General features: G+C 43.9%; 12 protein-coding genes. 8 read left to right on the top strand and 4 right to left on the bottom strand.

The genetic code is table 11. The features are described 5' to 3' along the window. The first annotated feature begins 12 nt into the window (after positions 1–12). Positions 13–732, top strand: a complete 720-nt coding sequence (bshB1, locus tag DQQ10_RS25835; RefSeq protein ID WP_112749846.1) for a bacillithiol biosynthesis deacetylase BshB1 — start codon at positions 13–15, stop codon at positions 730–732. A gap of 47 nt (positions 733–779) precedes the next feature. On the opposite strand, the gene pdxH is transcribed toward bshB1, so the two are convergent. Continuing rightward, positions 780–1,421 (bottom strand): pyridoxamine 5'-phosphate oxidase, encoded by a 642-nt coding sequence (gene pdxH, locus DQQ10_RS25840; RefSeq protein WP_112749847.1) that lies wholly within the window; start codon positions 1,419–1,421, stop codon positions 780–782. Between the two features lie 123 nt (positions 1,422–1,544). Here pdxH and DQQ10_RS25845 point away from each other — a divergent pair, with 123 nt between their 5' ends. The 4 genes from DQQ10_RS25845 (at position 1,545) to DQQ10_RS25860 (ending at position 5,735) form a co-directional block, all read left to right on the top strand. Beyond that, complete coding sequence (locus tag DQQ10_RS25845) at positions 1,545–2,120, top strand: YqgE/AlgH family protein (protein ID WP_317047969.1); 576 nt, start codon at positions 1,545–1,547, stop codon at positions 2,118–2,120. Positions 2,121–2,177: 57 nt separating this feature from the next. Further along, a complete protein-coding gene (locus tag DQQ10_RS25850; RefSeq protein WP_112749849.1) occupies positions 2,178–4,034 on the top strand; it encodes a DUF349 domain-containing protein in 1,857 nt (618 codons plus the stop codon). Between the two features lie 307 nt (positions 4,035–4,341). Then, positions 4,342–5,169, top strand: a complete 828-nt coding sequence (locus tag DQQ10_RS25855; RefSeq protein ID WP_112749850.1) for an alpha/beta fold hydrolase — start codon at positions 4,342–4,344, stop codon at positions 5,167–5,169. A 47-nt stretch (positions 5,170–5,216) separates the two neighbouring features. After that, positions 5,217–5,735 carry a GNAT family N-acetyltransferase gene (locus tag DQQ10_RS25860; protein WP_112749851.1) on the top strand — a complete coding sequence of 173 codons (519 nt, stop codon included), beginning with the start codon at positions 5,217–5,219 and terminating at the stop codon, positions 5,733–5,735. 85 nt (positions 5,736–5,820) lie between these two features. Here the strand turns inward: DQQ10_RS25860 and DQQ10_RS25865 are convergent, their stop codons facing one another. Both DQQ10_RS25865 and DQQ10_RS25870 read right to left on the bottom strand, forming a co-directional pair. Then, positions 5,821–7,482 carry a RagB/SusD family nutrient uptake outer membrane protein gene (locus DQQ10_RS25865; protein ID WP_112749852.1) on the bottom strand — a complete coding sequence of 554 codons (1,662 nt, stop codon included), beginning with the start codon at positions 7,480–7,482 and terminating at the stop codon, positions 5,821–5,823. An 11-nt stretch (positions 7,483–7,493) separates the two neighbouring features. Further along, positions 7,494–10,643, bottom strand: a complete 3,150-nt coding sequence (locus tag DQQ10_RS25870; RefSeq protein WP_112749853.1) for a SusC/RagA family TonB-linked outer membrane protein — start codon at positions 10,641–10,643, stop codon at positions 7,494–7,496. 296 nt (positions 10,644–10,939) lie between these two features. Between DQQ10_RS25870 and DQQ10_RS25875 the strand changes: the two genes are divergently transcribed. The 3 genes from DQQ10_RS25875 (at position 10,940) to DQQ10_RS25885 (ending at position 12,619) form a co-directional block, all read left to right on the top strand. After that, positions 10,940–11,761: a helix-turn-helix domain-containing protein gene (locus tag DQQ10_RS25875; RefSeq protein ID WP_112749854.1), complete on the top strand. Its 822-nt coding sequence runs from the start codon at positions 10,940–10,942 to the stop codon at positions 11,759–11,761. A gap of 68 nt (positions 11,762–11,829) precedes the next feature. Further along, the gene (locus DQQ10_RS25880; protein ID WP_112749855.1) at positions 11,830–12,201 is read left to right on the top strand and encodes a VOC family protein; all 372 of its coding nucleotides are present in this window, start codon (positions 11,830–11,832) and stop codon (positions 12,199–12,201) included. A gap of 4 nt (positions 12,202–12,205) precedes the next feature. Further along, on the top strand, positions 12,206–12,619 hold the full coding sequence (locus tag DQQ10_RS25885) for an LIC_13387 family protein (RefSeq protein WP_133259768.1): 414 nt from the start codon (positions 12,206–12,208) through the stop codon (positions 12,617–12,619). Positions 12,620–12,706: 87 nt separating this feature from the next. On the opposite strand, the gene DQQ10_RS25890 is transcribed toward DQQ10_RS25885, so the two are convergent. Next, entirely contained in the window at positions 12,707–13,168 is a 462-nt protein-coding gene (locus tag DQQ10_RS25890; RefSeq protein WP_112749857.1) for an SRPBCC domain-containing protein, read from the bottom strand. Positions 13,169–13,628 lie beyond the last annotated feature (460 nt).

A 13,628-nucleotide genomic window follows, 5' to 3' on the forward strand; every position in this document is an offset into this window, starting at 1 on the left:
AACAAATCTTTGATGAAGCTTGATATTCTTGTTCTTGCTGCGCATCCCGATGATGTGGAATTGGGTGCAGGGGGAACGATTGCTAAACATGTCGCATTGGGATATAAGGTCGGTATAATCGACTTTACAAAAGGGGAGCTTGGTACGCGAGGTACTCCAGAATTGCGGTCACAAGAAGCTGCAGCGGCGGCAAAAATCCTCGGCGTTTCTGTGCGCGAAAATCTTGGTCTTGCAGATGGATTTTTTCAGAATGATCCTTCGTCTCAAATGCCAGTGATCAAGATGATTAGAAAATATCAACCGTCCATTGTGATTGGTAATGCTATCACAGACAGACATATCGATCATGGTAAAGGTGCATCGTTGGCTTACGATGCATCTTTTCTTTCTGGTCTTGTCAAAATCGAAACCAAAGATGATGAGGGTAACGCGCAACAGGCTTGGCGTCCGAAGGTTGTTTACCACTATATCCAAAGCCATTACATTGTGCCGGATTTAGTCGTCGATATCTCGGCGCATTTCGAAACTAAAATGAATTCAATCAAAGCATTTAAGTCGCAATTCTTTGACCCCAGTAGCAAAGAGCCGCAGACCTATATTTCAAATCCAGCGTTCATGAAAATGGTAGAGGGTCGTGCGCAAGAACTCGGTCATAGTATCGGCGTTGAATATGGAGAAGGCTTCACGGTAAGGCGCGTTCCTGGCGTCAATTCTTTATTTGACCTGATCTGACGTTAGCCTCACCATTTGTGTTGGCTCGTTGTCGGGATCGGATACCGTTATGGTGCTAAGCGATGTACTTTCCAGAGGCCATCCACGCGGGTAAATTGTAAGCGATCATGCAACCTGCTTGGTCGTCCTTGCCAAAATTCAATTACCAAAGGTGTTACGGCAAACCCACCCCATTGATTGGGGCGAGGAAGAACTTGGTGTTCGGAAAATTTCTTCTCCATTTGTGCTACACGTTCTTCTAAAATTTGACGGTTTTCGATAATCGAACTTTGCGGTGACGACCACGCGCCGATCTGCGATGAACGTGGGCGACTTTGAAAATATGCTTGCGAAGCTTCGGCAGTTACACGTTCTGCAATGCCCTCAATTCTCACTTGTCTTTCCAATTCAGGCCAGAAAAACGTGAGCGCGCACGCCGGATTCTTTTCAAGCTCACGGCCCTTTAAGCTTTGATAGTTTGTAAAGAAGGTAAACTTCTGGTTCTCAATTCCTTTAAGGAGCACTATCCGTGCTGTTGGGCGACCATCCTCATTGACGGTTGCAAGGTTCATCGCATTGGGTTCGAGTACCTTTGCGGCAAGTGCTTCTTGAAACCATTTTTCAAATTGAATCATCGGATCTTTCGAAACATCTTGAATGTCAAGCGATGCTTTGGCGTAATCTTGGCGTAAATCGGATAGCGGTTGCATACGTGTGCGTTTTGAATGCCAAAGTTTGTTAAAGAAATAAAATTTGCACAGGTGAGGGCGAAGTATTTTATTAGGTATTGAAATACAAAGCACATTTGCCTTGGTCGGATCAAAGCGGAACGAATGATGGAGTTTTTCAAGTACAAAAATCAGTTGAAACCGGAGAAGGGAAGACTCCTGATATCAGAACCCTTTCTGCCTGATCCGAATTTTGAACGGACAGTGGTGCTGCTTTGCGAACATAATGAAGAAGGATCATTCGGCTTTGTCATTAACAAGCCTTCTATCTTGAAACTTTCGGAAGTAATGGAAGACATTCATCTCGATGATGTCGTGTTTGTGGGAGGTCCGGTGCAACAAGACACGTTGCATTTTCTTCATCGCAATACATCAATAGAGAATGCCGTTAAGATCTGTAACGACATCTATTGGGGCGGTGATTTCGAGAATTTAATGACAGCGTTAGATACGAGCTCACTCAAGTCCGCCGATTTAAGGTTTTATCTTGGATATAGCGGCTGGGGACCTGGACAGCTTGAAAAAGAGCTTGAGGATGATTCCTGGATTGTATGTGACTTTGTGTCGGATGAGCTATTATTTGATACGAATCCCACTGATATTTGGAAAAAGGCGCTGGATAACATGGGAGGTCGATTTTCGGTATATTCGAACTACCCCGTTGACCCAAGACTGAATTAGAATTTTAAGTAACTTTACGTACAGCGTGTTGTATCGCTGGTAACAGAAACATTGACCATGGAAATGGAAAGAGAAAAAACAGACGAGCAGGGATCCCTCATAGCAGGGGTAGCTGATAACCGTGGTAACACATTGCACTCGGAAATTGATTTAACAGATCATGAAGAACATTCCGAAGAGCATGAGCATCTCGAAGAAGAGCATGTGGACTACAGCCATTTCACCAAAGGCCAATTGGTCAATGTTATAAAGGAGCTTTCGAAGGAATCGAACTTCAAACGGATTGATCATATCATCAAGGAAATCAAACCGCTTTACGACGACTATCGTGATAAAGAACGTGCCGAGGCGCTGTCGCGATTTACGGCAACGGGCGGTACGGCCGAAGATTTCGAATACAAAGGCGATGATAATGACATTGCTTTTGATGCGAACATCAAGCTGATCAGAGATCGTAAAGGTCAATACATCAGAGCGCTGGAAGAAAAGAAGGCTGATAACCTGAAAAGAAAACAAGATCTTATCGAGAAGATTCGTGTGTTAGCTGATGGTGACAATTCAAGCAATCAGTTCGATGCTTTTAAAGAAATTCAACGCGAATGGAAATCCATTGGTCCGGTTCCGGGCCCGCAAGCCAAGATTCTGTGGGCGAGTTACCATGCCTTGATCGATCGATTCTATGACAATCAAAGCATTTACTTCGAATTAAAAGAACTCGACAGAAGAAAGAATCTTGAGTCGAAGCTTGAGCTCTGCGCACGTGCAGAGAAATTGGCCGATGTATCGATCATCAAAGATGCTATTCGCGATCTTAACGAGTTGCATCATGAATTTAAGCACGTCGGTCCTGTTCCGAAAGAAGATAAGGAAAATGTTTGGCAGCGTTTTAAGGCTGCGTCAGATGCAGTATATGCCCGTCGTGACGAGTACCTACAGAAACTTCAGCAGGAGCTTCACGGTAACCTTGATTTAAAAATCAAGTTGTGCGACGATGTTCAACCTTTCGCTACTTACAACTCTGATCGCATTAAGGAATGGAATCAGAAGACGAAAGAGATTTTAGAAGTTCAAAAGCAGTGGGAGATCATTGGTGGATTACCGCGTGCCAAAGCAAAAGAAGTGAACAAGAAGTTTTGGGGGGCATTCAAAACATTCTTTAATAACAAGAATATATTCTTCAAAAAGCTCGACGAAGAGCGCGAAAAAAATCTTCAAGCCAAGAATGATTTGATTCAAAAGGCACTTGACTTGAAAGAGAGTCATGATTGGGAGAAGACATCGAATGAACTGAAGAACCTTCAATTGAAATGGAAAGATATCGGCCCAGTGCCAGAGAAATTTAGGGAGAAGGTATTCAAGGAGTTTAAGGAAGCTTGTGACTTCTTCTTTGATCAACGTCGAAGCCAGCAGGGTAAGGTTGATCAGGAACAAGGCGATAACCTGAAGATAAAGGAGGAGATTTGCGCTGCACTCGAACAACATGCTACAGGTCAAACGGCTTCGGCTGAGTTGCTTCGCGAATTGCAAGATAAATTCAATGCGGTGGGCTTTGTGCCACGCAAAGATATCAACGCAATCCGTAGCCGTTATCACGAGGCTGTAGACAAATTCGTGGCTGCGATTCAAGGATTCAGCGAAGACGATAAGAGCAAATTGTTGTTGGAAAATCAATTGAGCGACCTGAAGAATGATCCGATGGCCGAACGCAAGATTTTCCAGAAAGAGCTCGCCATTCGCAAGAAGATCAGCAAAGTAGAAAACGACATCTCGTTGTGGAAGAACAATCTCGAATTCTTCGGGAAGTCATCGAACGCTGATGGTGTACGGGCGGAATTCAATGACAAGATCAAGACGGCTACTGACCACCTCAAGCAATTGAAAGATCAGCTGAGGATGTTGAAAACAGTGGGTTAGTAAGCGAGACAAAATAGCAAAGCCGAGCGTGTAAATGTTCGGCTTTTTTTGTGAGTATCAGCGGTCATCCTAGGTGATGGTTTCTTGAAACTGCAACCCGCCTCAGTTATAGATTCCAAATAAACTCCATTGCGTTAGAGAGAAAGCAGTAAACAATGATAGGGTCGCGAGAATTAAAAAGGTACTCAGCGGAGAATATGCACCTGTTGACAATAGCGATTGGTTATATGGGCAACATGTCCCGCTTTAATCCATGATAGAATACTTTCTCGAAAATAGTCCGTTGTCGTTATTCTAATTTCGTTATATGTTGAGAGCTTTAATTGCTTGTGTCGCTTTGATTTTTTTTGGATGCACGAAGAAAGCATCGGATAGATATGTTTCTTTGAATGGACGGGATCAACATATTGTCGAGCTCGGTTCCGGTGAACCTGTTGTTGTGTTTGTCAGTGGTTTCGGAGATGGCTTGGATGCGTTTGATAAACTTCAGCGAGAGGTTTCAAAAGTGACGAGAACAATTTCTTACGATCGCGCTGGATTGGGAAACTCAGCGCTTATGGGGAAGGATCGTAGTCTCGATTCGCTGGTCTTTGAGCTAAATGAAATTTTGCAACGTGATAACATTTCAGGGCCTTATATACTTGTTGGTCATTCCTATGGTTGCCATATCTCGCGTTATTTTGCTCATGTCTATCCAGAGAATGTAGCGGGCATCGTGTTACTTGATCCAGGTATAGAAGACCTTGATGATGAAATCCGCCGAATGAAAACAGCAGAGGAAATCAAAAGTTATGATAGCCTTTACGAATTTGGTCGTGATCCTGATTGGCCGGAGGGAAAGAAAAGAGAAGCGCACTATTTCCGTTCGAATGAAGCACTGTTAAAACGAAAGCAAGTTAAGTTCTCAGGCGATATACCGACAACAGTGATTACAGCAGTGAATATGCCGGAGTCGACTTTACCTTTTTTGAAGGGCGTGAGTCAAATGAAAATTGCTTTGCATAAACGATGGAAGGCAACATTCCCGCATATCAAACACGTGCTTGCAGAAAATAGCGGACACTATGTTCACCACGACGAAACGACGCTGGTGGTTGATGAGATAAAGAAAGTGATTACAGCAACCAGGGACTAGCAAATTTCTTTTCTGATTCTTTTTTGACCTATTAATTTAGCAGCAACATGAAAATTGTTACAGAAACCGAAAGACTAATCATACGGGAAATATTATTGCAGGATGTTGATGCAATGTTTGAACTCCAAGCGGATCCTGAAGTTCATCGATTTTTGGGAAACAAAACGATAGCTACGAAGGATGAAGCTGTCAGCATCATAGACTTTATAAGAAAACAGTATGCGGATTATGGTGTCGGGCGTTGGGCAATTATTGATAGATCGAGCAATGGATTTCTGGGGTGGACGGGATTAGAATTTGTTGTAAAGGAAACCAACAAGCATAAGGATTATTATGACCTCGGCTATCGACTGATCAGAAGATTTTGGGGACAAGGGATCGCCACAGAATCTGCATTGGCGTCATTAGATTACGCATTCGATAAACTTCAGGCACGCGAAGTATATGCCATCGCAGATTGTAAAAATGACGGTTCAAACAGTGTTCTTAAGAAGGTCGGGTTGAAGTTTATCGAAACTTTCGATCATGAAGGCGTAGTGCATAATTGGTACGAGGTAAAGCGATAAGTTTAGCCTCATGATGATTGTAAGAAAAAAACAAACCTCGGTGTAATGGGCACCGAGGTTTTGTCTTTTAAAGGATGAACTGATTTTAGTAATTGTCGTTTTGGTCGAGGTTACTGAGCACCACTTCATTTGGTGGTATCGCCCACAGGTAATCGCGATTCGCATTGAATATTCTCGATTCAACAAAAACAGGTTCACCCACGTTGTCATCATCGACATCGGTAGTAGGGTTGTCTTCATAATCGGCGCCAAGCGCAGAACCGTTCATGACTTCTTCTGCGATCTTCCATCGTCTGATGTCGAAGAATCGTTGTCCTTCAAGGGCAAGTTCTACACGTCTTTCTCGTCTCATTGCTTCGCGTAAAGTAGTTTGGTCGGGATAGTCTGACGATGTATAATCGGGCATATTTACGTCTGATCTCTGGCGCGCGTAGTTGAGTGCATCGTACACGGTTTGATCAATGTCATTCAGTTCAATCTTTGCTTCAGCGTAGGTGAGTTGCACTTCAGGATAACGCATGAGAATTACGTTCATACCGGATTGCGTCGGTGTAGACTTTTCAGATTCAATAAGATATTTTTTGATGTACATGCCTGTAAACGAACTTGTCAACGAATTACCACCAGCATAGTCGGGATCACCGAGTCGAGTAGGATGGAACTCCGCTCCTGCGAAGGTTGATCCTGGGCGAATGATGGTCATGTCTAATCTTGGGTCGCGGTTGTTATAAGGATTGTTCTCGTCGTATACATCGGAGATCGCTATGGGTAGTCCATCGGTTCCTTCATAGCTATCTAGTAGGGAGCGGAGCGGACCGATCTGGCCGGAGCCACCTTGGCTTGGCGGTGCATATGTTCCCCATAGATTATGAATGCGCGTTGGTGCGGCGTACTGGTTCGACAATATTATTTCATTACTATTTTCAGCGGCTGGCGTGAATAGTGCGCTATAGCTGTTGTGAAGTCCATAGATATTTAGGTCGATTGTTGCCTCGGCAGCATCTCTAGCAATAGCATAATAGCTATTATCATTGAGTACACCTGGTCCGGCGGCATACAACGCAAACCTTGCCCGAAAGGAAAGTGCGGCGCCTTTTGTTATGCGGCCGATATCGGCGCCGGTGTATGCGGTAGGAAGATCCTCTGCGATCGCATTAAGCTCGGACAATGCAAAGTCGATAACTTCCTTTCGCGAACTCTGTTCTACGTTTGCACTTTCTGTGATCGTCAATTCACGCGTTACCAAAGGTACATTACCAAACTTAAACGCGAGGTCAAAATATAAGTACGCCCGTAGAAATCTTGCTTCCGCGACGATTCTTTTTCTCAAGGCTTCGCTGGAGAACGTGATTCCATCAATGCGATTGATTACGGCGTTGGCTCGACGTATCCCTTCATATCGTGGGAACCACACGAGAATTGAACCTGTGATACCCGGTTGAAAATCACTAGCGCTGTGCGATCCGTTACCAACCCGATAATGCCCAGTCCAATTTCGATTATTGTACGCATTGTCCGACATGGACTCGTCGTCAATAATTCCGCCTTGATTGTTACTTGAATTGTTCGGCGTACTGGCCCCTTGCAAATAAGGATAGACAGCATTTATGGCGATAAGAAAGTCTTGCTCTGTTTTGTAGAAGGTGACGTCTGAAAGTCTGTCTGTTGGTTTCTGATCGAAGAAACTGTCGCCACAGCTGCACATAATCAACGCCAGCACGATGAGAATATAGTTATTGATTTTCATTGCTGTAGTGGTTAGAGTTTGAGATTCAAGCCTGCAAAAAATGTTTTTGTTTGCGGATAGTAGGTTACTCTTCCGCCACTTGGGAATTCTGGATCAAGTAATCCCTCTGGACTGATCGTAAATAAATTATCGGCACCAACGTATACACGTGCTGTCGCTAAACCAATTTTTGATAGAAGTCCTGGGCTGAAGTTGTAACCAAGTGTGAGGTTCTTCATTCTAACATACCGCGTATCACGCACCCAAAAGTCACTCGATTCCTGGCTCTTTGTTGCACTTCGTTCAAGTCTAGGCCAACTGGCATTCGGGTCTGGATTTTCTTCCGTCCAACGTTTTAACATGTCCTTGTGTGTATAGTTTTCCCAGTTCGGACCTTCGATCAACGCACCAAAGAGTATCGACTTTTGTTGCAACGCACCTTGCAGTAAGAAACTCAGATCGAAATTTTTGTATCGCAGACTCACGTTTAAACTTGTCTGGTAGTGTGGGAGACTTGAACCCAGTGTAACGCGATCGTACGTCGCTGATACTATTCCATCGGGAACACCATTAGGACCACTGATGTCGAGGTATTTTACATCGCCAGGTTTTGAGTTGCTGAATAATAGCGGAACACCATTGTCGATATCTTCTTGTGTGAGTAGTCCATCCGTTTTATAGCCATAAATCACATCGACTTCTTCTCCTTCGATAAATGCTGTGCGATTAGAATTTCGCAATACAGGTCCAGCGCCTTTGAGATCGAGAATCTGGTTTTTGTTTTCAGAGATCATAAACGTTGCCGAGATGCTTAGATCCTTTTTGATCGTGCCGTTGTAACTCAGTGCGAGTTCTATTCCTTTATTTTCAATCTCTACGCCATTTTGCGGTGGTGTTGGCATGCCTGCTACACCAGGTATCGGGATGAGGAAGAGTACGTCTTCTGTTACTTTCTTATAGTAGTCGGCCGTAATACCGAACTTACCATCGAAGAATTGTACATCGATGCCTATGTCGGTCATCTTTGCAGTTTCCCATTGCAAGTTTTCTACACCCAATGAACTTTGCCAGGCGCCTTGTACGGCTGTATTGTTAAAGGCATAAGGATTTCCAGTCGTCACATAAGAGAGAAAGTTGTAGTACAGTGGCGTGTTGTTATTGTTAGGATCTCGGATGTCTTGGTTTCCGAGTTCACCATAGGACCCTCGTAGTTTCAGTTGGTTGATGAACTTTACATTTGACATAAACTGCTCTTGGGAAATCACCCAACCTGCCGAGAACGAAGGGAACAATCCCCAGCGATAGTCATTGGCAAATCTCGATGCACCATCGTAGCGAAAATTTGCTTCAAGAAGGTAACGTTCATCATAGTCGTAATTCAATCGGCCAAATGCTGATCCAAGTCGAAGCGCCTCATCATTTCCTTCGGCAAAATCAACGGCAACATCTCCTGTACCAATCGCGTCAAGTTCATTGTTATAATATCCTTCTTTGTAGGCACGCGACCAATTGAAGTTTTGTGTTATTCTTTCCGCGCCGAGCAATGCTTTGATAAAATGCTTGTCGAAGTTCTTTTCGTATTCGAGCACGCTTTGAAGGTAGAGTTCAAAGCGTTCCTCGCGTCGGTCTTCGTTACTGATAATTCCCCAGCGCGATGCATTTCCCGCAATGATATTTCCATTGTAATCATAGAAGTCAACCTTGTCGCGGTTGGAAGTTTGTCTAAGCGTTTCACTAAGCGGGGCGAGCGTTCCTTTTAACTTCAGGCCCTCCATCAACTTTAACGTACCGGTTAAGTTTACATAGTAGTAATTTCTGAGTTGCCTTGCGCGCGCCGATTCAAGAAACGCGAGCGCATTAAAATCAGTAACCTTGCTATACTTTCCATTGGGAAATTTTGGGACATAGTTCGGTGGATTATCGTGAATTAATCGGAAGTAAACATCACTCTCACGCGCAGGATAATCTCGATCTGTTCTAATCACATTCATGTCCATGCTCATAGAGAATCGCTCATTGAATTTAAGATCAAGATTTGTCCGCATAGAATATCGCTTAAGCTTGCTATTCACAACCAATATCCCACCTTGATCTAGGTAGTTGAAAGAAACGTTGTAACGAAATTGTTTTGCGCCGATTTGTTCTCCGCCGGTCAATCCGATGGAATGTGAATGCTGTACGCCCTTGTCGTATATCAATCCGAAGTGATCAGTGTCGGGGTACCGCAGTCGTTCTTCTTCATTTGCAGGATTGATAGATTTTTCAATGTACTCATCGCTGAACTTGGCGGGTTGCCCGGCGTTCGCGTAAGCTTCGTTCACCAATCGTAAATAGTCGCCGATGTTCACACGTTCAGGAAGGCGCGTTGGTTTAGTGATCCCGATGTACCCATTATAGGTTACGGAGTTTTGTCCCATCGCGCCACGCTTCGTGGTGATCACAACGACACCATTTGCCGCACGAGAACCGTAGATGGCGGCGGCAGCTGCATCTTTGAGGACAGAGATGGAAGCGATATCATTGGGGTCGACACGACTGAAGTCTTGCGGTATCCCATCGATCACATACAATGGGTTTGGGAAATTTAGATTTCCCGTGCCGCGTACGCTTACCCTCACATCTTCACCGCCCGGTGAGCCACCCGCATCTTGAACCGTGAGCCCTGGTGCTACACCTTGTAACGCGAGTCGTGAGTTGGACACCGGGCGTTTAACAATGTTTTCAGCGTCAACAGTTGCGACACTCCCTGTTAGAGTTTCTTTTGATTGCGTACCATATCCGATCACCACAACTTCGGCCAATTGCGATACGTCGGCAGTGAGCGTAATGTTAATCGAAGTTCTTCCGGCTACTTCAATCTCTTGACGTTCATAACCAATGAAAGTGACAACGAGCGTTCCGTTTCCATCGGGCAGCTCCAGCGAATATTTTCCGTCGGCATCCGTGGCTGTACCAATCAATGTGCCCTTCACCAGAATGTTTACACCTGGCATTGGTGCGCCGTCATCAGCCGAAGTAATGGTGCCGGATACGGTGTGTGCGCTTTGACCAGGTCTTCCTGCGTACAACTCAAGTGATCCCAATATCATCATGAGCAATACCATAAGCACGGCTATGCCTCCCGTTGGGGAACATTTGCTCCTGTAAGAACGACGGTCATCAAGTAGTCTGTGTTTCGTCATAGTTGTTTGGATTTGATGTTAGGTTAGGTCGAATAACTAAAGTTTACATACTTCAGCCACTTAGCTGTCCTGCTCGATGCTGGTTTCGAGGATGTATTTATGCGGTTTTGGTGATCGTGTATCCGTGTGTTGGTTCGTTTTTTTTCGGAAAGGTGTAAGCGACATGCTTTTAGGCCCGTCATCCAAACTGGGTGATTGTTAAATGTGCGTTCTTTGTTTTAATTGATAGTTGAGCTTGTATGCTTTAACATTTTGCGAAGGCTCTATTGTTATATTAAGGTAATCGAAACGCGCCAATGCGACTTACCAACTATGATATTCATCCGATGCTGAGCGGATATGTGGAAAAACTTTGGGTTTACGAAACCGACAAGGCGCTTCCGCAATCAGATCTTCATATCATTGTTCCCAATGGTCTGGTAAAGGTTGTGATCCCCTTTAAGAATGGCTTGCGAGCGCAAATGCAAGGGAAGGAAAAAGTATCATCAACACATGAGATCACGCTCATTGGTATTGCGGATATCCCTTCCGTTGTGAGTGAGGTAAAAGACGAGCCCTCCGGCACGATTGGAATTGAGTTTAGCCCTGCGGGGGCTTATCGCTTTTTTAGTCTTTCGCTTCAAGACATTACGAATTGCGTTTTACCATTAAGCGATTTGATGGGAAAAACCGCGCGGGCGTTAGAAGAACAAATTGCGAACACTGAATCCGTTCAAGACAAAGTTGTATCGGTCCAGCGTTTTTTGTGTTCACAGTTCGCAATTCATCACCGCGACGAAATCTTCGAATACTGCATCGGAAAAATCATTGGATCGGGTGGACGTATACAGGTTGCAGATCTCGAACGTCAGACGGGATATAGCAGTCGTTGGTTGAATATGAAATTTCATACACGCATTGGGATAAGTCCAAAGAATCTCAGTACGATTGTGCGCTTTCAGGAAATTTACCGTTCATGGGCGCAGACAAATTTTACAAACTTTAGCGGCGCTGACGTTTATAGTTTTTATCATGATCAGGCACATTTCATAAAAGATTTTAAACGGTTCACGGGTTTTTCTCCATCAAAATATCAACTTCAAGAGAACGACTTCGGTAAGATATTTTATAAAGATTAACGACTTCCGATTTTTACAATCTTCGATTGCGCTGTTCAGGCATCTTTACAAGAAAAAACAACACAATCATGAAACACTTAATTAACTGGATCGAAATTCCAGTAGTTGACCTTGACCGTGCCATAACATTCTATCATTTCGTTTTTGGCGGCGTTGAATTTCAAAGACTTTCTTTGGCTGAATTTCACTACGCTATATTTCCCACCGACGATCGGTTTAATTGTGGAGCCCTGGTGAAGAGTGAATTTTCCATGCCAACCACCGATGGCGTAACCATTTATTTCGATGCGGAAAAAGAAGGCATTGACCCTATTTTGACGCGCGTTAAAAATTCAGGAGGCCAGGTTATTATGGAGAAAACTTTTCTAAGCAACGACGCTGGATACATTGGTCTGTTCGTCGATTCAGAAGGAAATAAAGTAGGACTTCAACACATGTAAAACGATGAACTCCAAAACATTCTTGCGCATAGCCTGTGGGTTGATGGTATTTCACCTCGTGGGACACCTTGTTGGTCACTTTACCTGGAAGGATACGGATGACTCCGTCCTTAGGGATGTAATTCAAAAAATGGACACGCATCACTTTGATTTCATGGGCACATCGCAAACACTCGGTGGTCACCACGAAGGTTACAGCGTGATGCTTGGCCTTACCTTGATCGTCATGATAATAATTACATGGATAGCCTCATTACAAATTACGAACAACAGTGCTGTAAAATCTATGGTGCTGATCATAGGTGTATTTTTTCTTGGCTATGGTGTTGTGGAGGCGATTTACTTTTTTCCATTGCCAGCAGCAACGTCGATACTTGCGGGGATTTTTATGATCGTCGGTGGGATGAAGAGGAATTAGAATAAGTGATGACTAGATCGAGCCGCGTGCGAAATTGCGACGTGGCTTGATTTATGATCCTCATGTTTCTAGGGCCGCGCAAGAGTTTTATTTTCCCTCCACTATTTGTGCTAATTTTTCAAGCGATGAAATTGTACCTTCTTCATTGTCTTCAGGCTTCACACCTTGCGGAATATTCTTGAAAGAGATAGTCACGTTCGTTCCTTTTGATTCTGGTGCTAAATCAATCTGCATGATCATCGCATCTTGAAGATTAGGGTCACCACTGTCGAAATGGATCTTCTCTACAATTTTCTTGTCAGGTATAATTTCGACGAACTCGGCTGCGAATTTATCTTCTTTGTCACCGGATTTTCCTTGCGTGTTATCCGCATCAGGATAAAACAACGACATCTCGTATTTACCGCCTGGTTTGAAATCAAAGTGGTGAATTTTACCCGTCATGTCGCCTGGTACTTGCCAGACTTCAATTGACTTAGGGTCAGCCAACGCCTGAAATACTTGGTGAGGAGGGGCGTTGATGAATTTTGAGTTTGTAGTTTCTGCCATATTCGATGCTTGCTAAAAATAGCTGCCACACCGGATTGATGGTCGCTTAATGCCCATACGCCATCCGTGTAGCGTGATGGTGACTTTACTAAGCCCTGTGCCTTATCATCCTAAATCCTAATTTGATGTTCGTTTAATGCAATGAAGCGACGATTACGAAAGTTATCAAGAACGGAAAAAATATAATCCACATTGCGATAATAAGCGGTACCACAAATGATTCTTTTCTTCGCCACAGGTAGAAGCACAAAGAAAGTCCGGCTATTCCTAGGGAAACATTCACGGCAAACCAGTCCATTAAATGTTGAAATAAGAAAAAGGTGAAGGTCGTATCGTAAGCTTCCCTAAAAAGCGAAGAATTCAAAAGTAGGAATTTTTAACTTTAGGGAACAATGAAGAAAAGTCGATTCACCGAGACACAAATCGTGTCAATTCTCAAACAGTATGATGGTGGTACCGC

Source organism: Pseudochryseolinea flava, from assembly GCF_003286915.1.
GTDB classification, from domain to species: Bacteria; Bacteroidota; Bacteroidia; order Cytophagales; family Cyclobacteriaceae; genus Ohtaekwangia; species Ohtaekwangia flava.

Coding starts and splice junctions, on each gene's coding strand:
- bshB1 (WP_112749846.1), top strand. CDS start 13: ATGAAGCTTGATATTCTTGTTCTTGCTGCGCATCCCGATGATGTGGAA.
- pdxH (WP_112749847.1), bottom strand. CDS start 1,421: ATGCAACCGCTATCCGATTTACGCCAAGATTACGCCAAAGCATCGCTT.
- DQQ10_RS25845 (WP_317047969.1), top strand. CDS start 1,545: ATGATGGAGTTTTTCAAGTACAAAAATCAGTTGAAACCGGAGAAGGGA.
- DQQ10_RS25850 (WP_112749849.1), top strand. CDS start 2,178: ATGGAAATGGAAAGAGAAAAAACAGACGAGCAGGGATCCCTCATAGCA.
- DQQ10_RS25855 (WP_112749850.1), top strand. CDS start 4,342: ATGTTGAGAGCTTTAATTGCTTGTGTCGCTTTGATTTTTTTTGGATGC.
- DQQ10_RS25860 (WP_112749851.1), top strand. CDS start 5,217: ATGAAAATTGTTACAGAAACCGAAAGACTAATCATACGGGAAATATTA.
- DQQ10_RS25865 (WP_112749852.1), bottom strand. CDS start 7,482: ATGAAAATCAATAACTATATTCTCATCGTGCTGGCGTTGATTATGTGC.
- DQQ10_RS25870 (WP_112749853.1), bottom strand. CDS start 10,643: ATGACGAAACACAGACTACTTGATGACCGTCGTTCTTACAGGAGCAAA.
- DQQ10_RS25875 (WP_112749854.1), top strand. CDS start 10,940: ATGCGACTTACCAACTATGATATTCATCCGATGCTGAGCGGATATGTG.
- DQQ10_RS25880 (WP_112749855.1), top strand. CDS start 11,830: ATGAAACACTTAATTAACTGGATCGAAATTCCAGTAGTTGACCTTGAC.
- DQQ10_RS25885 (WP_133259768.1), top strand. CDS start 12,206: ATGAACTCCAAAACATTCTTGCGCATAGCCTGTGGGTTGATGGTATTT.
- DQQ10_RS25890 (WP_112749857.1), bottom strand. CDS start 13,168: ATGGCAGAAACTACAAACTCAAAATTCATCAACGCCCCTCCTCACCAA.